18 protein-coding genes are annotated in these 20,323 nt (G+C 58.5%); 2 read left to right on the forward strand and 16 right to left on the reverse strand.

Annotated elements, in window-relative coordinates; all coding sequences use genetic code 11:
• Positions 1-42: 42 nt before the first annotated feature.
• From FNA46_RS10405 to FNA46_RS10470, 14 genes are all read right to left on the reverse strand, one after another.
• Positions 43-1,476 (reverse strand): mannose-1-phosphate guanylyltransferase/mannose-6-phosphate isomerase, encoded by a 1,434-nt coding sequence (locus tag FNA46_RS10405; protein WP_143125126.1) that lies wholly within the window; start codon positions 1,474-1,476, stop codon positions 43-45.
• 166 nt (positions 1,477-1,642) lie between these two features.
• Positions 1,643-2,416 carry a sugar transferase gene (locus FNA46_RS10410; RefSeq protein ID WP_342782388.1) on the reverse strand — a complete coding sequence of 258 codons (774 nt, stop codon included), beginning with the start codon at positions 2,414-2,416 and terminating at the stop codon, positions 1,643-1,645.
• Between the two features lie 410 nt (positions 2,417-2,826).
• The gene (locus FNA46_RS10415) at positions 2,827-3,738 is read right to left on the reverse strand and encodes a glycosyltransferase family 2 protein (protein WP_210245869.1); all 912 of its coding nucleotides are present in this window, start codon (positions 3,736-3,738) and stop codon (positions 2,827-2,829) included.
• Positions 3,735-4,307: an LbetaH domain-containing protein gene (locus FNA46_RS10420; protein ID WP_143125128.1), complete on the reverse strand. Its 573-nt coding sequence runs from the start codon at positions 4,305-4,307 to the stop codon at positions 3,735-3,737. The genes FNA46_RS10415 and FNA46_RS10420 overlap by 4 nt, the downstream gene beginning before the upstream one ends.
• A 229-nt stretch (positions 4,308-4,536) precedes the next feature.
• On the reverse strand, positions 4,537-5,700 hold the full coding sequence (locus FNA46_RS10425; protein WP_143125129.1) for a glycosyltransferase: 1,164 nt from the start codon (positions 5,698-5,700) through the stop codon (positions 4,537-4,539).
• Entirely contained in the window at positions 5,697-6,797 is a 1,101-nt protein-coding gene (locus FNA46_RS10430) for a glycosyltransferase family 4 protein (protein ID WP_143125130.1), read from the reverse strand. Before FNA46_RS10430 ends, FNA46_RS10425 begins: the two co-directional genes overlap by 4 nt.
• Position 6,798: 1 nt before the next feature.
• Positions 6,799-7,983: a glycosyltransferase family 4 protein gene (locus FNA46_RS10435; protein ID WP_143125131.1), complete on the reverse strand. Its 1,185-nt coding sequence runs from the start codon at positions 7,981-7,983 to the stop codon at positions 6,799-6,801.
• Positions 7,980-8,933 (reverse strand): CgeB family protein, encoded by a 954-nt coding sequence (locus FNA46_RS10440; RefSeq protein WP_185969799.1) that lies wholly within the window; start codon positions 8,931-8,933, stop codon positions 7,980-7,982. Before FNA46_RS10440 ends, FNA46_RS10435 begins: the two co-directional genes overlap by 4 nt.
• 95 nt (positions 8,934-9,028) lie before the next feature.
• Positions 9,029-10,219, reverse strand: a complete 1,191-nt coding sequence (locus tag FNA46_RS10445; RefSeq protein WP_143125133.1) for a glycosyltransferase family 4 protein — start codon at positions 10,217-10,219, stop codon at positions 9,029-9,031.
• Complete coding sequence (locus FNA46_RS10450) at positions 10,216-11,517, reverse strand: lipopolysaccharide biosynthesis protein (RefSeq protein ID WP_143125134.1); 1,302 nt, start codon at positions 11,515-11,517, stop codon at positions 10,216-10,218. The genes FNA46_RS10445 and FNA46_RS10450 overlap by 4 nt, the downstream gene beginning before the upstream one ends.
• The gene (locus FNA46_RS10455) at positions 11,514-13,016 is read right to left on the reverse strand and encodes a hypothetical protein (protein ID WP_143125135.1); all 1,503 of its coding nucleotides are present in this window, start codon (positions 13,014-13,016) and stop codon (positions 11,514-11,516) included. The genes FNA46_RS10450 and FNA46_RS10455 overlap by 4 nt, the downstream gene beginning before the upstream one ends.
• Positions 13,017-13,022: 6 nt before the next feature.
• Positions 13,023-14,321: a WcaI family glycosyltransferase gene (locus tag FNA46_RS10460; RefSeq protein ID WP_143125136.1), complete on the reverse strand. Its 1,299-nt coding sequence runs from the start codon at positions 14,319-14,321 to the stop codon at positions 13,023-13,025.
• Complete coding sequence (gene fcl / locus FNA46_RS10465; protein WP_143125137.1) at positions 14,318-15,289, reverse strand: GDP-L-fucose synthase; 972 nt, start codon at positions 15,287-15,289, stop codon at positions 14,318-14,320. Before fcl ends, FNA46_RS10460 begins: the two co-directional genes overlap by 4 nt.
• Before the next feature lie 219 nt (positions 15,290-15,508).
• The gene (locus tag FNA46_RS10470) at positions 15,509-15,805 is read right to left on the reverse strand and encodes a hypothetical protein (protein WP_143125138.1); all 297 of its coding nucleotides are present in this window, start codon (positions 15,803-15,805) and stop codon (positions 15,509-15,511) included.
• 281 nt (positions 15,806-16,086) lie between these two features.
• On the opposite strand from FNA46_RS10470, the gene gmd reads away from it, so the two are divergent.
• Positions 16,087-17,181, forward strand: a complete 1,095-nt coding sequence (gmd, locus tag FNA46_RS10475) for a GDP-mannose 4,6-dehydratase (RefSeq protein WP_143125139.1) — start codon at positions 16,087-16,089, stop codon at positions 17,179-17,181.
• Positions 17,182-17,296: 115 nt separating this feature from the next.
• On the opposite strand, the gene FNA46_RS10480 is transcribed toward gmd, so the two are convergent.
• Both FNA46_RS10480 and FNA46_RS10485 read right to left on the reverse strand, forming a co-directional pair.
• Complete coding sequence (locus tag FNA46_RS10480; RefSeq protein WP_143125140.1) at positions 17,297-18,118, reverse strand: bifunctional allantoicase/(S)-ureidoglycine aminohydrolase; 822 nt, start codon at positions 18,116-18,118, stop codon at positions 17,297-17,299.
• A gap of 119 nt (positions 18,119-18,237) precedes the next feature.
• Complete coding sequence (locus FNA46_RS10485) at positions 18,238-19,161, reverse strand: DUF429 domain-containing protein (protein ID WP_143125141.1); 924 nt, start codon at positions 19,159-19,161, stop codon at positions 18,238-18,240.
• Between the two features lie 422 nt (positions 19,162-19,583).
• Here FNA46_RS10485 and FNA46_RS10490 point away from each other — a divergent pair.
• Positions 19,584-20,323, forward strand: a 740-nt coding sequence (locus FNA46_RS10490) for an MFS transporter (RefSeq protein ID WP_143125149.1), incomplete at its 3' end; no start/stop codon positions are given.

Raw genomic sequence — 20,323 nt, forward strand, 5'->3', positions numbered from 1 at the left:
TTTCAGACGGCGCTCCCCGCGCTGCGGCGGCACATCCGGCGCTCAAGCCTTTTCCCGACCATAGTCATCCTCCAGACGAATGATATCGTCCTGTCCCAGATAGGCGCCCGTCTGGACCTCGACCATCTCGAGGGGAATTTTGCCGGGATTGTGTAGCCGATGTACCTCACCCTGGGGGATAAAGATGGATTCGTTTTCACGGATCAGTCGCATCTGGTCGCCGATCGTGACTTCCGCAACCCCCTTCACGCATACCCAATGCTCCGCGCGGTGATGGTGGCGCTGCAGCGAAAGCCGCTTGCCCGGCAGGACAAAAAGCCGGTTGACCTGGAAGCGGTCGCCATCAAGAAGCGCGGTCAATCCACCCCACGGACGATAGGACGTCGGATGGGTTTCCGTGAGCTTTGCCGTATGGACCTCAGCCGCAAGACGCTTCACCAGCTTGCCCACGTCCTGACTATCCTCCAGCCGCCCCACATAGACGGCATCCTCGCTGGCGATCACAGCCAGATCCTTCACCCCCTGCACGGCCAGATGGCCGGCACGCGAGACGATCAGCGAGTTTTCGGCATTGACCAGGGTTGCATTGCCGAGCACGACGTTGCCGGCCTCGTCCTTGGCGCCAAGCTTCCACACGGCATCCCAGCTGCCGAGATCGGACCAGGCAAAGGCCGCAGGAACAACGGCGGCATTCGAGGTCTTTTCCATGACCGCGTAATCAATGGAGATATCGGGGCTTGCCGCAAAGCTTTCCGGGTCCAGTCGCACGAAATCAAGATCCCGATGCGCCTTGGCAACGGCAGCAACGGCGGCCTCCAGGACAACAGGGGCAAACGCACGCAATTCGTTCATCAAAAGCCCGACGCGGCACATGAAGATGCCGGAATTCCAGGAGAAACCGCCGGCGGCCAGCATTTCCTCAGCCTTTGCCAGCGGCGGCTTTTCCACAAAACGGCGCAGCTCCCTGGCCCCCGTCGGCAAGATGTCGCCCTGCTCGATATAGCCGTAACCCGTGGCCGGCTCCGTCGGCCTGATGCCGAAAGTCACGATCTTGCCGGAGATCGCGGTGTCACGGGCGATGCGGATCGCATCCAGATAGAGATCGCCAGCATCGATCTCATGGTCAGATGCCAGCAGTTGCAGCACGGCGTCCTCGCCGAACCCCTCGACCAGATAGGCACAGGCTGCAGCAATGGCTGGGGCCGTGTTGCGCGCCACCGGCTCCAGCAGAATACCGGACAAGGCAACCCCTATATCCCGTGCCTGCTCGGCCACGAGGAAGCGGAAATCCTGGTTGGTGATGACAACCGGCGCCTCATAAAGCGACTTGTCGGCTACACGCAGAAGCGTTGCCTGAAAGAGCGTGCGATCGCCGGCGACTTGAATGAACTGCTTTGGCGCACTGGAGCGCGACAACGGCCAGAGCCTCGTACCCTTTCCACCGGCCATGATGACGGGGATGATCTTCTGGCTCATAGCAAACTCCGGATACATGGATGAAAAAGCCCTGCAGAGAGGTTGCAACACCACCTCGGCATTTTCTCGTGTTCAAGCACACAGTGCCGCCCCATCGCAACAGGGAGACGCCAACAGGGTTTCCAACAGGAAGACAGAAAGCGCCCGCCTTTCGCGGGCGCCGCATTCAGAAGCCCTGACCGGACGTCAGTTCAGATCGAATGGTGCCGAGAATGATCTTGAGGTCCATCCAGATCGAAAAGTTATCGACGTAATGGAGATCGCAGGCAATCCGCGCCCGCGCCTTCGACGGCCGATCCGTCGGGCCGCGCAGTCCACGCATCTGGGCAAGGCCGGTAATGCCGGGCTTCATCAGATGGCGCCGATGATAATCCTGCACCAGATCTTCGTAAGGGATACCGGCGGCCAGCATGCCAATGGCATGGCAGCGGGGACCAACAAGAGACATCTCGCCCTTGAGAACATTCAGCAACTGAGGCAGCTCATCGATATTCGTGCGACGAATGACACGTCCGACACGGGTAATGCGCGGATCATCCTTGATCGTCTGCGCCACACCCGTCGGGTCACAGCGTTCAACATACATCGAACGAAACTTGTAGACGCGGATCGGCTTGCAGCCCTGCCCCCAGCGTGTCTGCCGGAACAGGACAGGCCCACGACTTTCCAGACGGATCATCAGGGCGACACTCAGCAACAGGGGCGCCAGAACGATCAGCGCACCCAAAGACACCGCAACGTCCAGCAAACGCTTCGCCGAAAGATGGAAAGCTCGTGAAAACCGCGTACGGGATGCAAAACCAAGCCCTGCTCCGGGCGCATCGTCATAATCCCAGAGCAAATGACCACCACCCAAAGACACAACAGATTGTTCCTTGTGCATATCGGTTGCCGCCACTGAAACCACCCACTGAATATTGAAAATGTGATCGTCCGCCAAGAATAGATACTCCATATTCCGGAACGGATTCAGAGTCACCAATTAATTTAACCCGCTGTAAAACATGACCTATGTAAACGACAGTATGTGACCCAATCATCACATGGCGAACCAGATCAAAAATGTCTGTCTAACCGGCTGGCTTGCGATGGCACGAGCATTCTTCATCGAACGGATCTACGGCTGCATCCGCACAAAGCAGAGCAACCAGGAGAGGAATAACGGAACAAAGGGGGCCTTTGCCAGGTAATGCTAACCCATTGTTTTCATGTAGATGGAGCGACGACAAAGGACCGTCGCCTTCGCGGGATCCGCACGTCGAGCAAAACCGCGTCCGCGGTTTTGCGTCCAGACTGCGTGAAAACAAAGAGATAGAACATTCCAGGCGATCCGGTTTTCACCGGAATTCTCTAGAGTTTCAAGCCGGTCATATTCGCCAGTTTTGCCAGCTTCGCCTCGCGGGTCGGCAAATGTCGTATCGCGCGCTCGAATTCCATAATCTTCGCGCCGACCAGGAAGCGATACCAGAAGCCTTGCAGGAAATGGTAGCAAAGCCCTTCCAACCCGTCGAGAAAGCCGAGCTGGAACATATACCGGTAAATAAAGTAGCCAAACGAGGATACCGGAAATGGAATCCGGTTGTAGATCTTTTCCTTGATGAACCGCTTGAGAGACGCCTGCAGTGACGACGCATCCTTGGTCAGGACAATGTCCGTTGCAAACAGGCCGTAACGCTGATTCAGAACATCAACGGCTTCCCGGTTGGCATATCTGTTATGCTTGTCGGTGAAGAAAGTGAGGTCATTCAGATTATGGTCGGAGAACGGGTTGTCGAACAGCACCGTGCGCCCCCCCCACACCAGGATGTGCTCATCCATCCAGCGGTCTTCAATGCGCCCCTGCCCCTTGCGCCAGATACGCGTGAGGATCAACGGATAACGGCCACCGTGACGCACCCACCGATCGAGGAAGATATGCTTCCGCTTCAGGTTCACCGCCGCAACGTCTGATCCTAGGGTCGGCAATTTCTCGCAGATCTCGGCAGCCAGAGCCGGTTCGATTACCTCATCCGCATCAAGCCGCATGATCCAGTCGGCCGTGATCGGCGCATTGTCGAGCCCCCACTGGAATTGCCGTGAGTAATTCGTCCAGGGATTGAACAACACCTGAGCGCCATTGGCCTTGGCAATCTCGACGGTGGCGTCTTTCGAACCGGAGTCGATCACGAAGATCTCCTTCGCGAAAGACTTCACGTGCGTGATCGCCCGTTCGATATGAAGGGACTCGTTGTGGGTCAGGATAAGGACACAAACCGATGTCAAGTTATCTCTCCTGGCAGTCTGCGTAGGCGCAGCGGCTTGGCTGGATTCCCTGCATAAATCGTCTTTGGATCCAGGTTGCGGAACGCCACGCCTCTGGCGCCGAGCACCGCCCATTCTCCGACGGTTACGCCGGGCCCGACAAATGCTTCCGCAGCCACCCAGGCATTTGCCTCGATCGTGATCGGCTTTGTGATCAGCTGAAAACCCTCACCATCCACCTCATGAGTCCCGGCACAAAGATAGGCGCCTTGGGAGACCAGAGAATATGATGCAAGAGAAATCCGGTCCATGGAATAACAATTTACCTCAGGCCCCAGACAGGAATACTCCGCCATATCGAGATTCGCGGGATACCAGATCTTTACACTCGGATAAATCTTCGCCGTGTCGGAAATCTTCGCTCCGAACAGACGCAGCACAAATCGGCGCCATCGGTGCAGGGGCACCGGCGTCCAGCGGCAGCATGCATTCCATACAAAAGAGAACCACATACGCCTGAGGCGATGCCCAAAAGAGTAACTTGGCCCACCGTTTCGGGGGTTAGACTGGTGCGCAAGAATTAACCCCATGCATCGCTCCGCCTTCACCTTCTCAAACACTCCACGGCAAATTTATCCTTTCAAATCAAAACAAAGAAATCACTACACACAATCATATAATTACTAAATTTTCCAAAATTATCATTCAATAAACGGGAAAACTCCCAAAAGCCAAAATCCATCTCAAATAGCTGGCACACCTACAAATACAAACTCGCTCCGCCTTCACTGTTGCCGCTTTCGCGGGCATTGAGGCTAGTCACATGGCGCCTTCCTTGGCGGCTCGCAGGTTATGCAGCAAATCCCTCGCCGCCGCATCTGCACGAAAACAGCGTTCGAACCCCTGCCGTGCACGGTGTCCAAGGCTTTGCCGTTCACCATCCGGAAGCCCAAGGAAGGTATTCAGCAATCGCACGATACCGTCACGATCATCGTTCTCGACCAGACCTGAACCCGTTTCGAGCACCTCACGCCAGATATTCACCTTGTTGGTGATGAGAACGGGAGTACCGCAGGCCATTGCTTCCGCAACAACGATGCCGAAATTTTCCTGATGCGACGGCAGGACGAAAGCCTCGGCGCCGCGGAAGGCGCCCCATTTGGCCTTGCCGCTCAGCATGCCGGGCCAGTGAATACGATGCGCGACCCCTGCGGAGACGGCTTTCGCCATCAATTCGGCCTTCATGCCAACCTGATCGGGACCTGCGATAACTAGATCGACATCCGGATGTGCACCGGCCATATCCACAAAGGCATCGACCAGCAGGTCGCATCCCTTCTTGGGATGGATCCGGCTCAAAAAAAGGAGATAGCGGCGGCCGTCCACCGCGGGAAGGAGCGCCCGGAAGGCGGCGCGCTGCTCCTCTGCCTCATCCGGAGGCTCGCCGGCGGCATAGGCAACGACCTGTTCACGGTAGGCGTGGCCACGGAAGACCCCGCGCGCCAGACAGCACTCCTCCTCGGACGTGAACAGGACGCAATGCGCATCCCGCAACACCTTGCCCTGCGCCAAGCCCCAGAGAATCTGCTTCAACTGATGTTTCAGGGGGTAGGTTTCACGGAACCATGGGTCGAGCATGCCGTGAGTGAAGACGACATAAGGCAGCCGCGCCTTTCGCAGCCCCTGCCAGCCGCCAATCGAGGCATGGTTCCACAGACCGTGGACAACTGCCGCATCATATTGGTTGCCATTCTGGGCGATCCAGCGGGCAAGCTTCGGTGTGTAGCCATACCTGCGCGTGCCGGGTCCGCAGGCGTGAACCGGAAATGGGAAGCTCGCCACATAAGGTGCCGCTGGATCGTCCAGGCAAACCACCTCTGTCTCATGCCCGTCGTCGCGCATGGCGTTAGCGCTGAGCTTCAGCCCCTCGATCGGGCCACCCGTCCGTGGATCGACACTGGCAATAACGCGCAAAATTTTCACGACAGTTCCCCGAGCAGCTGTTCAAGATTGGCTCTGAAATGCGCATTCAGGTAACGCGACTGCAGTTTTTGCTTGCCGGCCTGTCCCATGGCAGCAGCCCTTTGCCGATCACCAATCAGGGTCTCCATCGCTGCTGCGAGAGCCGGAACATCCGATGGATCGATGACGAAACCATCCTGCCTGTCGCTCACCACCTCCTTGGAGGCACCCTGCGTGCCGCAGATCACCGGCAGCCCGTATTTCCAGGCCTCGAGATAAACGATGCCGAATCCCTCCTTGGAAGAGGGCAGCACAAAGCAGGACGCACGCCGATAGCAGTCATCGAGCACCGCATCGCTGACGCGTCCGTGAAAGGTCACGCTCGTCTGGATGCCAAGGCTTTCAGCCAGTGCAACCAGTTCCGGCTTCAGCACCCCATCGCCGACAATCTCTAGGCGGGCTTCGGGCTGCCGCTCCAGAACAAGCTTGAAGGCGCGCAGCACCTTGTCGACATTCTTGCCGTGATCATGCACGGCCATGCGTGTCACACAGAGCACGACCGGAGCGCCGGCAGCCGGAGGAACGATGTCCTCCGCCAAGGCATCAACCGAATTGGGAAAAATACGAAACTTCTGCGTGTTTATCGAAAATTCGCGCGCCATGATATCGGCCGTATAGCGGCTGACCGAGGCCACCATGCCGACGGCTTTCAACAGAAAAGGCTCATACACGCGCTTGCGACGGTAAACCGGATCGTTCCACACCTCGACACCATGCACGAACAGGCAGATCTTCAGGCGGGGGTTCAGGAGTTTGGCCAGAAAGCCGACAGGCAGCAGGTTGACCTGCCCCAGGAAAAGAATGTCCGATTGGCGGGCGGCCGCGAGCGCCTCCCGCATGAAGGCCAGACGGCGGGGACCGAAACCACGCAGGTGAACGCGCTCGACCGGAGGAAAATCGGAATCGATATCCCGCATGATCATGACCCGGCAATCCCGGATCGCGCCCTTGCCGGCAATGTCGGAGAGGCACCCAATCACCCGCTGATTGAAGCGTTGCAGACCGCCGGTACGCGAATAGGTGTCGAGCGCCAGAAACAGGACGCGGGGTACACGCATGTCAGCCCTCCCTCCGCCGGACCAGCCGCGCAACGGATGCAAGGCCGCTCGCGGCAGCCTCCGTGCTGTAATCCTGCATAAAGCCGCTGGCCCAGTTGTAGTCACGCTCGAACAGACACAGCTTCTGCAAAAGCGTTGTCAGTGCAGCGACATCGCCGATAGCGAAGATTCCACAGCGCTCGCGATGGCCGAATTCGGGAGCGGCACCGACCGCCTCCGACATGGCCAGGGCACAACCGGCCTGTAACGCCTCATTGCACACTAGGCCCCAGACTTCGCCCTCGCGGCGAGAGGCCAGGACCACCACATCGGACGCCAGATAGTAGTCGCCAATCTCGTCCTGATTGATGAAGCCGGTCAACACCAGGCGGATGCCGGGAGCCTGTGCATATCGGCTTCGAAGATCTTCTTCCAGCGCGCCGCTTCCCACCAGAAGACACGTGACATCACGCCCAGTCGTGGCGGCAAGCGCAATGCAGGCTTTGATCACCGTTTCCGGATCCTTCTTCGGGATGAGCTTCCCGAAGGCCGCGACAACCACGCTCTCCGCGGAAATGCCGAGCCGTTCCCGCAGCGCACGGGCACGTGTAGACTTCTCCGTTGCGGAAAGACCGGCCGCCTTATCCACCGTCGAAAATCGGGTCATCACCAGTTGCGACGGCTTGAAGCCATGCGCGACAAGATGGCGCCGATTGAGCTCGCCGAAGCAGAACGCCCCATTGAACAGCGAATAAATGGCACGGTAACCGAGGCTGCGCACCGTCTGCTTGAGCGAACTGCGACGAATGAAGGCTTCGTCCTGCGTTTCCACCCGCAACCAGCAGGCGATGCCGCGCAAGCGCGCGGCCAGGGCGAAGCGGATACCGACCCAGTGATTGACGGAATGGATGATGACAAGATCGGGCTTGTGCTTGGACAGAACCTTGCCCACCTCGATCCCCTTGAAGCCCCAGAACGTATCGCGGGTATCCTCACGCCCGGGCAGCAGAACTTCATGCGAATATCCGCTGAGCAGCGGCATGTTCCACTTCACCTCGCGCTGGAACTCCACATCGCGATAGCCCCGGACAGAGGCGTCGTTGTAATAGGCAACGGTCAGCGACACACCGTCATAGCGCGCCAGATCCTGATAGATCGGAGCCCGATACTGCACCGGATGGGTATCGATGATGAGCACCTGCGTCATCGCCGGCCTCCGATTTCGAGGGCTCGCTCGACGATATCCTGCATCAGGAATTCGTTATAGGTGCGGTTGCGCACCGACCGCTCCCTGGCCTTCTGCGCCATGCGGATGCGAAACGCATCATCCGCCAGCAAGCGGCGGCACTGCGCCACGCATTCCTGCGCATTGTCGAACAGCAGAACCTCCTCGCCCTCGTCATACATCGCAAGATGGTGGCTGGTACGCGGAGCGCACATCGCCGTGCCGATGGCTGGGATTTCCGCGGAACGCGTGGTGTGCAGATCGAAATTCCGGTCGTTCAGCATCACAAGGGCCACCTTGGCCGCAGAAATCGCCTTGGCGTAATCACGGTCCTTCAGAAACTTGAACTGAACGGCCGACTTGATGCGCTCGAAATTCGGCGATCGGTCCCAGCGGTTGCCGTAGATCCTGATATCCAGCCCCGCTTCGACCAGTTCCGCCATAAAGGCATCCCGCCCGGGCATCCAGGCGCCTGCGAAGATCACATCGCAGGCCCACTCATCCTTTTCCCCCTCCTGAAACGCGTAAGGCGTATGCTCGATCTCGTCCGCACATTGCCAGATCAGCATGGGGTTACGAATACCAAGCGCACGCATCTGCTCGTCAAGCTTGTCGCGCTTCACCGCCACGACAAGATCATGCATCTTTGCGGCACGGCGGTGCAAGGTCCACCTGAGCCGCTCCGGCGGCGGGTCATGATAGGGGTTATCGGCATTGTAATTGCAGGACAATCTTGCAACGGACCGGATATAAGACAAGGCACGCGGCCCGATTACATCGCCGGAATCCACGACAGCCAGATCAAAGCGGCCGTCCGGAATCTGCCGCTTCAGCGACCGGGTCACCAGCCAGTCCAGACCGATCCCGCCCGTCCGGTAGAGCCAGAGACTCCACCGACGGGGGAGATCGACATAGGGTGAGATGTGCGTCACCGCATAACCGCAGCGGCGCAATGCATCTGCTCGATGCCCGCTTGTGCCAGCAAAGGAGCCAACAAACAGCACTTTCAATTCCCGCATATCGCCGCTCAACCTTTCAACGTCATGTCGAAGGCCTGTTCAAACCGCTCCAAAACAGCTGCCTTGCTGTAATGCTTGGTGAAGGCCTCAACCCCGCGCCGTGCCATCTCCAACCGCAGCGAATTGTTTTCGCTTAACTTGACAAGTCTCTCTGCAATATCATCCGGCGACGGCGAGACAAGGCAACCGATGTCGCCATTCTGCAGCATCATCCTCTGCTGCGGCTTGTCGGGCGCAATCGGAACCGCGCCGGCAGCGAGGGCCTCGATATACACAATGCCGTAACTCTCTTCCCGGCTTGGCATCGCAAATATGTGCGCAGCACTCATCAAGCGCTGAATCTCAAGCGGCGGCAGGGCTGGCAACAATTCGATGGCAGGGTCATCCGGCAATGCGACGGGGCCGTCCTGCATCTCGGAGACAATGGTCAGCGTTGCCTCAACTCCCCGCGCACGAAGCGACTGAAATGCTGTGACCAGCAGATCCAGCCCCTTGCGCCGCGCTGCGCGGCCCACAAACAGTATCTTGATCGGACCGGCGACATGCTTGGCGGTAAGCCGCTCATCATCAATCGCCTGCGTGAAGGGCAGGACAAAAGGCAGGACATCGACCCGGGCAGCATCGACCTCGAATTGCTGACAAAAAAGCTGCTTGGAGTATTCACTGGACATCGCCAGTCGTGTCGCGACCTGCGCGATATCCCTCTTTGCGCGAAGGCACCGATCGACCTCCGCCACAGACAAGCCGCGACGCATGAGGACATCCACATCGGTCGGGCCGTCATGCCAAAGAATCCTGGCACCGCTCGGTGCATCTGTGGGAAAGGTGCCGTAAGAGTAAAAGAAATCATACCCGGGCAATTTTCCGGGATATTGCTCGTAAGGCGTGAAAATCGCAGAGCGACCAAGCGCTCTGCCCAGCAAAAACTTCCGAATATAAGTGTAGTTCGAGCGACCAACGGAAACCGCGCGCTTGTCCAACTCAAGCGTAAAACGTTTGCTGCTCTGTGTCAGAAGATTAGCAGCGTAAACGGTATGAAGCCAATCCGTATTTTTGGGACGGATAAACCAGCGAGGACTGAGACACAGACCACGAGGCACTCCGTCTTCCGTTGCTAACTTGCTCATTTCGTCATCCATAATCTTCGATTTGATTGCCGGAACAAAGAGCGACAAGGGAAACCCAGAGGCGAGCGTCAAGCCGCTTTCTTGCTATGTTTGCGGGCAACAAGAACTGTCACCAGCACCATCGATCCATTCAGCATCAGGGTAACCGCACCTGCCGCGGCAAGCCCGAACCGCCCAATCATCAGCCACAATAGTGCAATAGAGAGAACAGAAAGAATGAGCAACCAGAGCGCGAAATAACTGTGTCTGTTGGTCGAAACGAAGGGCGTCTGCAACGTGTACCAGGCGATCTCGAAGACGACGGCGAGCAACATCATGTGGAAAAGCAGCGACTGATCAACAACCGTTCCTCGCGTCCACCATGCCAAGAATGACTCGCCAAATAGCCACATGCCCGCGACATAAATCAATGTTCCAATACTGGCGGCATAGATCAGGTATTGGAACGCCCGCTTTTCCTTGGAAGCTTCACCCGAGCCAGATAACTGTGCGAATATCGGCTCGAGAGAACTGATAACGATTGAGGCTGCTGTCCGACCAAGCCGCGTCAAAGTACGGATCGCATTGATCACAACGACAGCAACAGGTCCCAGGAAGGCGCCCACAAGCAGACTGACGCCCTGGATATTCAAGGCGTAACTTGCCGTATAGGACATGTAAGCGACAGACGGAACAACCATACGGCGCAGCAACTGAAAATCAGCCAAGCGAAGCCCCGGCATAAACTGAGGATACTTTCTGTAGAACGGAAGACAGCCCGCGAGAAAGATAAGAGAACGATTGGCAAGCAGCAGCAGCGATGTCGGAAGGAAGTCAAAATCGAAATACGCACATCCAGCCAGAAGCACTGCCTCGGTCAGGCGTGAAGTGGCGTTGATGCTCACGACAGCCCACAACAAGCCAACCGACCTCATTCCCGCACCGATCACGCCGAACACAATCGACGTCAGCGTAAGAAGACCCAACACAAAGGTTGCAACTCGAACATCGCCTCCATTTCCCGACTTCAAGCTGAAAAGCTCATCCAGGGGCACAAACGAGACGAACAGACCAAAGGCAACGATGAGGATCAAGGTGACGCAAAGGTTAAAAAGCCATGCCGTCTGATTCACAACCAGAGCGCCTCGGGCGTCTCCCCGTGCCATCCGCATGGTCATGTCGTTTGCAGAAATTTGAGCAAATCCAAGATCCGCCATGGAGAGATAGGACGGCAACGCTGAAATAATCAGCCAGCTTCCGTACTTCTCCGCCCCCCAGAACGTCACCATCAATGGAAGAACAAGCAGCTGTGAACCAATCGTAACAGCCTGGGAATAGCCTTGAGAGAACACCCCCCAAGTAAATTGAGATTTCAAACTGGCAAGCTTCACGCAAATTTCCTCTTACGCAACGGCTTGTCCCGTTTTGCAAACATTCGAAATATGAAGAATATCACGCTGAGTACAGCAATAAATTGAAAGGGGATCCGTGTAGACGCCATCGCGACACTGAGAAGCGTTGTCGAGACGAAGCCGTTGACGAAGAACTGGGACATAATCAGGATCGCCGTGACGCGGCCACCCATCATCCGAGCCATTACGCCATACATGTAACTCATCATGTAATAGAGATAAAATGTTACCAGGAAAACGCAGGCATACCCTCCGATCGAGAAAAGTTCACCCTGAACCGTAATCATCGGCCGCCCCACGTTGGCCCAGTCACGCAGTCCGAGCTCCCAGACGATCTGGTCACTGAACAGGAGATCCTTGTCCTGACCCAAAATGCCCGGCAGAACGTTCCAGACAATATTCCCCCAGAGATCATCCCAACGGATGGCACCGATGTCGCGAATTTTCGAGACAACAATATCCATCTGGGGAAGAAGCGTCAGACGCTGAAGCAGGCTGTCGGAACCTGCTCTGAAAAAGTCCGAGTAAAAACCACTGGTGTTTTCCGGCGCGGTGACGGCCTCCAGTTGAACAGGATGCACGTAGAAAGGATTGATCAGGAAAAATGCAGTATCCAAGGAAAAAAACTTCGACGCGAACAACTCCGCCGTCGATACCGACGTACCTCTCGTCCAGCGAACGGAGAGAAGAAGGGCTGAAAATATGCTCAGCAATCGCATGGTGAAGTATGCGGCAATCAGGGTACCGAAAGAAATGATTTTCTCTTTCAGCATCAGAACCGCGAAACCCATCATGAATAGAAGCGCCATGAGCGCCGTACGCCCACTACTGGCAGCAGAAATGTAGAACATAAGCGCAAAGATCCCCAACAACATGGGATCCTGGGCAATTTTTCCTTCCGCAAGGCGGATCGACATCGCGACAAGCAGAAAATAGCCGATCGTTACCGCGTATGCGGGAGAAAGCAAACCATAGTTTCCGACAATGACACCGAGCAAACCAACGATCAGAAACGGGTACTGCAATGTGTTAAGCGTGGAACGCCGACGAAGGTACTTGAATTCATCGATCTTCAGCAGGACGCCTCTATTCGGCGTCAGCAGGCAAGCCACATACAGCGCCAATTGGCTGACGAGAGCGACAAGTGCAGCTCTTTCTGCATTCCCCAACCCGTAGGTTGCTGTCTGACCATTCAGAAAAGCGTAGGCATAGGTCGCAACAGAGAACATCCAATAAACGTTCGTAAAGATGATGATCCTGATTCCATCCCTGCAGCGCATGGTAACGAGCCAAGCTATCGCTGCCATGGCCAAATGCGCACACGCGGTAAGAAATTGCTGATCCAGCGCAAAGTTTAACAGAACAAGCGCGACGTGAAATGGGATGACAAACCTCACGAAGGTCCAGACACGCAGGTCGAAGCGGCCGGCCAGAATGGCATCGCGTTGGAGTTCCGACTGCGCAGCGATCGATGACATCCTGGGTTACTTCGCTCCGAGACCTGCATGGAACAATCCGGCCAGTTGCGGCAGCACATCGTGCGACGAAAGCCCGCGCACGAGAACAAGCTGATCCGCTTGCCGAGTGGAAGACATCATCTGCCGAGAGGCCTCGTTGATCGCCTGCGCCATCTCGCCCGCATCGCCCGGCGGCACCACGATCGCTGCGCCGCGCACGAACTCTGCAAGCTCCGTGCCGTCGTCGGCCGTCACCAGCACCGGCCTGCCACTGGCCAGCATACCACCAAGCTTGGAAGGAAGCACGAGGTCCGCAGCGCCCTTGTCCTGCGGCAGGGCATGCAGGTCCGCCATATTGAGGAACGCGTTCAGCCGCGCATAGGGCTGGAAAGGCAGGAAGCGCAAATTGGAAAGATGTCCGTAGCGCGCCTGCAGCTCGGCCTTGACCGGGCCTTCGCCGGCAATCACGAAATGGATCTTTTTCTCGTCCTTCAATTGCTCGGCCGCATCCAGAAGCACGTTCAGACCCTGCTTGGCACCGATATTGCCGGAATAGAGAACAACGAAGTCATCCTTCGCAAAGCCGAGTTCGGCGCGATAGGGGCTCTCTTCGTCCATAGGATAGATGTGCGTCAGATCGACCCAGTTGCGCACCAGCGCCATCTTCTCGGGCAAAACGCCCTTGGCCACCAGTTTTTCCGCCATGCGGTTGGAAATGGTGATTACCTTGTCGAACCGCTTCAGTGTGAAGCGCTCGAAGGCAAAGCCGAGCTTCTTCAGGAGCCCGTGGGCCCCGAGATGGCCGACAGCAAATGCCGCGTCGACTTCTAGGTCCTGAACGTGCAGCACGGTCCGCGCGCCGATGACGGCAGCAGCCAGTTGCGCAACGGGCGAGGCAAACAGGGTCGGCTCGACGCAGAACACCGTTTCCGGCCGACGCCGCAGGATCTGCCAGAAGACGACGGGCGCGGACGCGACGGCAAAGCTCAGCGGCGCCAGCATGCGCCAGATGCCGCTCATCTTGCGGCGCAGCAGCAGCGGCGTGCGCACCACCTTGACACCGTTTTCCACCGAGCTGCCATAACCGTTGCGGTAACCGTGCTGCACGGCCCAGCCGGGATAATGCGGCGGCGTGGTGACCACCGTGACGTCCACCCCCTCGCGCGCAAGATATTCGGCGATCTCACCGGTATATTTGCCGACGCCCGCAAGCTCCGGCGCGTAATTCATGCCATAGATCACAACCTTCCGGGCCGCCAACGGCGACACTGCGGCCTTGGGCGCAACAGCTTCCGCATGAAGGTCATCAAGGGCGGCCGAACTCATGCGGCCGCTCCCGGCTTGCGCTCGGCGTACTCGCCTGCGAGGAAGGCATCGTAGGCGCTGCGAATGCCCTCCTCGAGCTCAATCCTTGGCGACCAGCCGGATGCCCTGAGCTTGTCGGCGCTCATCAGCTTGCGCGGCGTGCCATCGGGCTTGGAGAGATCGTTGACGATCGCCCCCTCGTAGCCAACCACCTTGCAGACAAGTTTCGTGAGGTCCAGGATGGTCACATCGTCTCCGAAGCCGATATTGACGTGGCTTTCGCCGGAATAAGTCTTCATCAGGTGAACGCAGGCGTCGGCACAATCATCGACATGCAGAAACTCGCGACGCGGCGTGCCCGTGCCCCATACCACGATTTCCGACTTCCCGTTGATTTTGGCTTCGTGCGCCTTGCGGATCAGTGCCGGCATCACATGGCTGGAGGTGAGGTCGAAATTGTCGCCGGGGCCATAGAGATTGGTCGGCATGGCGGAAATGAAATCGTGCCCATGCTGCTTGCGATAGGCCTGACACAGCTTGATGCCGGCAATCTTGGCAATCGCATACCACTCGTTCGTGGGCTCCAGCGCGCCCGTCAACAGGGCATCCTCAGTAATCGGCTGCGGCGCAAACTTCGGATAGATGCAGGAGGAGCCGAGAAACAGCAGCTTCTCGACACCGATGCGGTGCGCGGCATGAATGATGTTCGCCTCGAGCACCAGGTTTTCGTAGAGAAAGTCCGCCGGATAGGTGTCGTTGGCCAGAATGCCACCCACCTTGGCGGCGGCCAGAAAGACGGCATCCGGACGGTGAGCCCCCATCCAGGCCTCCACCTGGTCCTGCCGGGTCAGATCAAGCTCACTGCGCGTCGCAACCAGGACCTGACACCCTTCGGACGCCAGACGGCGGACGATCGCCGACCCCACCATTCCGCGATGCCCGGCAACATACACCTTCTTGCCGGCCAGATCGTAACGCACGTCAGCCATCACCACACTCCACGAAACCACGATCAGCGCACCCAGAATTCAGGGACGCAAGAAACGCCCGAGAACGCAAGCAAACAGAAGTCGCACCCGAAAACACCACACCCCAGACGGGAAACTTGACTTCACAAGGCTCCATATTGCAGGCACAGACACCGCAGATGAACCGCAACAGACACCATCCAGACGAGATGTCTTCGGAAAGACTTGGCCACGTGAGTACTACACCGCCAGCACTGAGGCAATCACCAATATATTCAATTCGTATGGCTCGTCTATTTTTTGGGCATTGGTGCAAACGCGCATCAGACGCATCAAGCGCGGCACGGAAAAGCCACGCCGCACGAAGAAAACCGTAACAAATCCTTGGAAAGGGTAACTTCTTCTTGCAAAACTGCGAAAAATCATGAAGCGGAAGAATGCTGCAAAGCACAAAATGGGTGTAGGCTCTGCCAATGCGGCGCGTCGAGAGGGTGATCCATCACCGGCTTTTGCAAAGTAGTTATGCGTCTGGCTCATAGTAGATATGAGTCATGCCTTGACTGTAGCAACATGCAGGAAAACGGTGGCGTTCTGGATCCGCGATGAGGGTGGCGGCGCAACAGTAAGAGGGGAAATATCAGGATAGGTCCGGATGATGAATGACAGGGCGGCGCAAGATGATAAAGAAACAGGCGACAGGTCGTCAGACGTCGCTGCGGGCTGAGGCAAGCATTCCTTCCGCATTTTGAAGCGCCACCGATCCGCAACCTGCATATCTTGATGAACTATCGGTTTTTGGACACAGGGAATTGGTACACATGGCAGATGGACGCAAAGTCGCTTTGATCACCGGCATCACCGGTCAGGATGGTTCGTATCTGGCGGAACTCTTGCTGAAGAAGGGCTATGAAGTGCACGGCATCAAGCGCCGCGCCTCGCTCTTCAACACTGATCGCATCGATCATCTCTATCAGGATCCGCACGAGAAGGACCGCCGCCTGATCCTGCATTACGGCGACATGACGGATTCCTCGAGCCTGATCCGCATCATCCAGCAGGTGCAGCCGGACGAGATCTACAATCTGGCCGCCCAGTCGCACGTGGCCGTTTCCTTCGAGGAGCCGGAATATACGGCAAACTCGGACGCGCTCGGCGCACTGCGCATTCTGGAAGCCATCCGCATTCTCGGCCTTGAGAAGAAGTCGCGTTTCTACCAGGCGTCGACCTCGGAACTCTACGGCCTCGTCCAGGAAATTCCGCAGCGCGAGACCACGCCCTTCTATCCGCGCTCGCCCTACGCGGTCGCAAAGCTCTATGCCTACTGGATCACGGTCAACTATCGCGAAGCCTACGGCATCTATGCCTGCAACGGCATTCTCTTCAACCACGAGAGCCCGGTGCGCGGCGAAACCTTCGTGACGCGCAAGATCACCCGTGCGCTCGCCCGCATCAAGCTTGGCCTGCAGGATTGCCTCTATCTCGGCAATCTCGACGCCAAGCGCGACTGGGGGCACGCCAAGGACTATGTCGAGATGCAGTGGATGATGCTGCAGCAGGAACAGCCGGAAGACTTCGTCATCGCGACCGGCGTGCAGTACAGCGTGCGCGAATTCGTCGATGCCGGCGCCAAGGAAATCGGCCTCTCCATCACCTGGGAGGGTGAGGGCGTGAACGAGAAGGGCTATGACGCCAGCGGCAAGTGCATCGTTGCCGTCGATCCCCGCTATTTCCGTCCGACCGAAGTGGAAACCCTGCTCGGCGATCCGGCCAAGGCCAAGGAAAAGCTGGGCTGGGTGCCGAAGATCACCTTCCAGGAACTGGTCGCCGAAATGATGCGTGAAGACCTGAAGGCTGCCGAGCGCGACGAACTCGTCAAGCGCCACGGCTTCGCGGCCTACGACTATCACGAATAAGCCGCAGGCTCCGTTCGCTGATCTTTCTGAGGGGCGGTGGAGACACCGCCCCTTCGCATGTCAGGTGCCTGCCCCACGGGCACACAGAGCAGGCCGGCAGAACCGGCCTCTCCCCTCACCACAGATCGACGTGGCGGTTGACATCCTTGTAGAGCAGATAGCGGAAGCGGCCCGGGCCGCCGGCATAGCAGGCCTGCGGGCAGAAGGCGCGCAGCCACATGAAGTCGCCGGCTTCCACCTCCACCCAGTCGGAATTCAGGCGGTAGACGGCCTTGCCTTCCAGCACGTAGAGCCCGTGCTCCATCACATGGGTTTCCATGAAGGGAATGGTGCCGCCCGGCTCGAAGGTCACGATGTTGAGATGCATGTCGTAGCGCAGGTCGGCGGGATCGATGAAGCGGGTCGTTCCCCAGGCGCCGTTGGTATCGGGCATGTGGGAAATCGCGTGCTCGTCCTCATGGGTGAAGATCGCCGGCGGCAGTTCCAGCCCGTCCACCACCTGGAAGCGCTTGCGCACCCAGTGGAATTTCGCGGCAACCGCGCCGTCGTTCTTCACCGTCCAGGCAGAGCCGGCCGGCAGATAGGCGAAGGAGCCGGCCCGCAGAGGATGGGCGGTGCCTTCCAGCGTGATCGTCATCTCGCCCTCGACCACGAAGATCGCACCCTGCGCCTCGCGGTTCGGTTCCGGCTGCAGGCTGCCACCGCCCGGCGCCACCTCCATCAGGTACTGGGCAAAGGTCTCCGAAAAGCCGGTCATCGGCCGGGCGATGATCCAGGCGCGCGTCTTGTCCCAGTGCGGCAGCAGGCTGGTGACGATATCGGACATCACCGTGCGCGGGATCACCGCATAGGCCGTGGTGAACACCGCCTTGCTGGAAAGCAGTTCCGTCTGGCCCGGCAGGCCACCCATCTTGGCGTAATATCGCGCTTTTTCCATTCTTCCATTCCACGCTGGTCACGGCCGAACCCCGGCCTTCCCCTTCTCATAGACCGAAGATCGGGCAAGATAAATGGCGCAGGAAACGGGCCTTTCCGGTTCGGGAACGCAGGGGGTGATCAGGCGCGCCCGAGGATCCAGCCTTCCCAGGTGGTGACCGGCGCCTGCAAGGGGGCGCCCTCGGGCCTTGCGCCGAAAACCACGTCGATCATCGCGAGCAGTCCGACCGTGCAGTCAAAACGATCCTCACCGGCGGCATCGACGCCAAAACCATCGGCCAGCGACGGAAGAAGAGCGGAGGCGTCCACCGCGAGGTGATCGGCAATCCAGCGATGCAGAAAACCCGCAGCTCTCAGGCGCCCCTCGTGCTTGCGCTTGCTCCACACCGGCTGGCGCGCAATGCCGATCTGGCCATAGGCATCGCCCGGATAGGTTTCCGCAATCACGATCGCCTTTTCGGCGAGGATTCGAAAAAGCGCCCCATCGAAAGGCCAGAGGCCGATGCGATTCCGGTTGGGCAGGATGATCTCGCGCCAGCCGGTGATCGCCGCCTTGCCGACCTGGTTGCCGCCGAGCGTCCAGAACAGCATGGCAGGCGTCGCCCTGCCCGGTGCCGGCCGCTCGCATTGGCGCAACAGATCGGCAGCATCGAGACCCAGTCCCGTAAACAGATGGCTGCGCAGGGTGCCGCCGGGTCGGGCAGGATAGAAGGGACGCGACACGGCAATTTCCTCAGGCTTCGCGGCGACGCGGAACCAGTGCGCCCACTCCCCCTCGCCCGCCACGTCCAGAAAATGGCGGAAGGAGGCAAGGCCGGTCAGCGCGCCATAGGAGACCGGCAGCCCGATCGGAAAATCGAAACCCAGCAGCAGCGGTCCGGCTTCCGTTGCCCGGGTGGCAAGGCGCTCGATCAGATCCGCGGTATTGCCAACCGGCTCCGGCGCGGCCAGGCGGTAGCCCCCTCCCTCGCGAATGGCGACCGCCATCCAGCGCTTGCGCGCGTCGATGCTCCAGTCGCAATGGGCAATGATGGCCGGCAGCATACGCCTTTTCCCCTCGCATGACGGTTCTCTTCGTCCTGCCGGCGTGCAAGGCCGGCCCTTTCCCGATCAGGCGCTTCGGGCACCGCAGGTTGTCAACAGTTAGACCAAAGTCGTTCTGATCCGTCCATTCGAGCTGTGCTAGGTTTTTCAATGTCGCTCTTGGCCACCGCGTTGATTGTGGTCGCCACGCAAGGACCGACATCCGGCAACAGGCCGGAGGAAATGCAATGAGGAGGCGATCGCGCAAGCGACGCGTTGCATTCCCGGCCGGGGACGGCCGGCATCGGAGTGAGGGGCGCTGCTGGAGGCAGGGTTCACGCGAGAGACTGTGATCAGCGGCATTGGCAGGCCGAGAGGCTGGAATCTAGGAGGAGGCATACATGGCAGCAATTGAAATGAACGCCAGGGACCGATCGCGTCCCATGACGGGTGAGGAGAAGAAGGTCATCATGGCCTCTTCTGCCGGCACCATCTTCGAATGGTATGATTTCTATCTTTACGGTTCGCTCGCCGCCATTATCGGCGCGCAGTATTTCACGGCCTTCCCCGAAGCCACCCGCAACGTCTTTGCGCTTCTCGCCTTCGCGGCGGGCTTCATCGTTCGCCCCTTCGGCGCCCTGGTGTTCGGTGCGCTGGGCGATCTCGTCGGGCGCAAGTACACCTTCCTCATGACGATCCTCATCATGGGTCTGTCCACCTTCCTCGTCGGTCTTCTGCCCGGCTACAACAGCTGGGGTGCGGCGGCGCCGATCATTCTCATCATCCTGCGCATGCTGCAGGGTCTGGCACTTGGGGGTGAATATGGCGGCGCGGCGGTCTACGTCGCCGAACATGCGCCGGCCAACCAGCGCGGCTACTTCACGGCCTTCATCCAGACGACGGCAACCCTCGGCCTTCTGCTCTCGCTGATCGTCATTCTCGGGGTGCAGAGCTATGTGAACGCACACTGGGCGCCGACGGCGGTTCTCGATGCGGCAGGAGCCGCCGTCATGAACCCGGATGGCACGCCGAAGATGATCAAGGCCTTTGATCTCTGGGGCTGGCGCGTTCCGTTCCTGGGCTCGATCCTGTTGCTCCTGATCTCGCTCTATATCCGCATGCAGATGAATGAATCGCCCGCCTTCAAGAAGATGAAGGAAGAGGGTGCCGCCTCCAAGGCCCC

The organism is Affinirhizobium straminoryzae (assembly GCF_007004135.1).
Classification (GTDB): domain Bacteria; phylum Pseudomonadota; class Alphaproteobacteria; order Rhizobiales; family Rhizobiaceae; genus Neorhizobium; species Neorhizobium straminoryzae.

Coding starts and splice junctions, on each gene's coding strand:
- FNA46_RS10485 (WP_143125141.1), bottom strand. CDS start 19,161: ATGCTGCCGGCCATCATTGCCCATTGCGACTGGAGCATCGACGCGCGC.
- fcl (WP_143125137.1), bottom strand. CDS start 15,289: ATGGCTGACGTGCGTTACGATCTGGCCGGCAAGAAGGTGTATGTTGCC.
- FNA46_RS10420 (WP_143125128.1), bottom strand. CDS start 4,307: ATGGGGTTAATTCTTGCGCACCAGTCTAACCCCCGAAACGGTGGGCCA.
- FNA46_RS10405 (WP_143125126.1), bottom strand. CDS start 1,476: ATGAGCCAGAAGATCATCCCCGTCATCATGGCCGGTGGAAAGGGTACG.
- FNA46_RS10460 (WP_143125136.1), bottom strand. CDS start 14,321: ATGAGTTCGGCCGCCCTTGATGACCTTCATGCGGAAGCTGTTGCGCCC.
- FNA46_RS10480 (WP_143125140.1), bottom strand. CDS start 18,118: ATGGAAAAAGCGCGATATTACGCCAAGATGGGTGGCCTGCCGGGCCAG.
- FNA46_RS10430 (WP_143125130.1), bottom strand. CDS start 6,797: ATGCGTGTACCCCGCGTCCTGTTTCTGGCGCTCGACACCTATTCGCGT.
- FNA46_RS10470 (WP_143125138.1), bottom strand. CDS start 15,805: ATGAGCCAGACGCATAACTACTTTGCAAAAGCCGGTGATGGATCACCC.
- FNA46_RS10435 (WP_143125131.1), bottom strand. CDS start 7,983: ATGACGCAGGTGCTCATCATCGATACCCATCCGGTGCAGTATCGGGCT.
- gmd (WP_143125139.1), top strand. CDS start 16,087: ATGGCAGATGGACGCAAAGTCGCTTTGATCACCGGCATCACCGGTCAG.
- FNA46_RS10455 (WP_143125135.1), bottom strand. CDS start 13,016: ATGTCATCGATCGCTGCGCAGTCGGAACTCCAACGCGATGCCATTCTG.